Raw genomic sequence first — 492 nt, forward strand, 5'->3', positions numbered from 1 at the left:
CAAGACGGTCAACCGCTGGCTGACCACCGGCATGCTGGCCGCCTCGGCAAGCAGCAACGAGGTCGGCTACATCACGCACAAGACCGTGCGCAGCATGGGGATGCTGGCGTTCGACAACCAAGCCCGTGTCTGACATGGCCCGACGGTGGCAGGTCTTGCCCCGACGTTTGGCCGTGGAGCGATGACGAACCATTGGGTCGACATCAAGAACGCGGACGTAGTACTGATCATGGGCGGCAATGCCGCCGAGGCCCACCCGTGCGGGTTCAAATGGGTCACGGAAGCGAAAGCCCATAACAAGGCGAAGCTGATCGTCGTGGATCCGCGCTTCACGCGCTCGGCATCCGTGGCGGACTTCTACGCGCCCATACGCACCGGCACCGACATCATCTTCCTGGGTGGCGTCATCAAGTACCTGTTGGATCACGACAAGATCCAGCACGAGTACGTGCGCAACTACACCGACTTTTCCTACATCGTGCGCGAGGACTT

Annotated in this window: 1 protein-coding gene; it reads left to right on the forward strand. The window is 61.2% G+C overall.

The features are described 5' to 3' along the window. A partial coding sequence (locus tag RCF13_RS25130; protein WP_308141637.1) for a molybdopterin-dependent oxidoreductase occupies nucleotides 1–492 on the forward strand: 492 nt, incomplete at both ends.

The organism is Stenotrophomonas maltophilia group sp. RNC7, from assembly GCF_030910085.1.
GTDB classification, from domain to species: Bacteria; Pseudomonadota; Gammaproteobacteria; order Xanthomonadales; family Xanthomonadaceae; genus Stenotrophomonas; species Stenotrophomonas sepilia.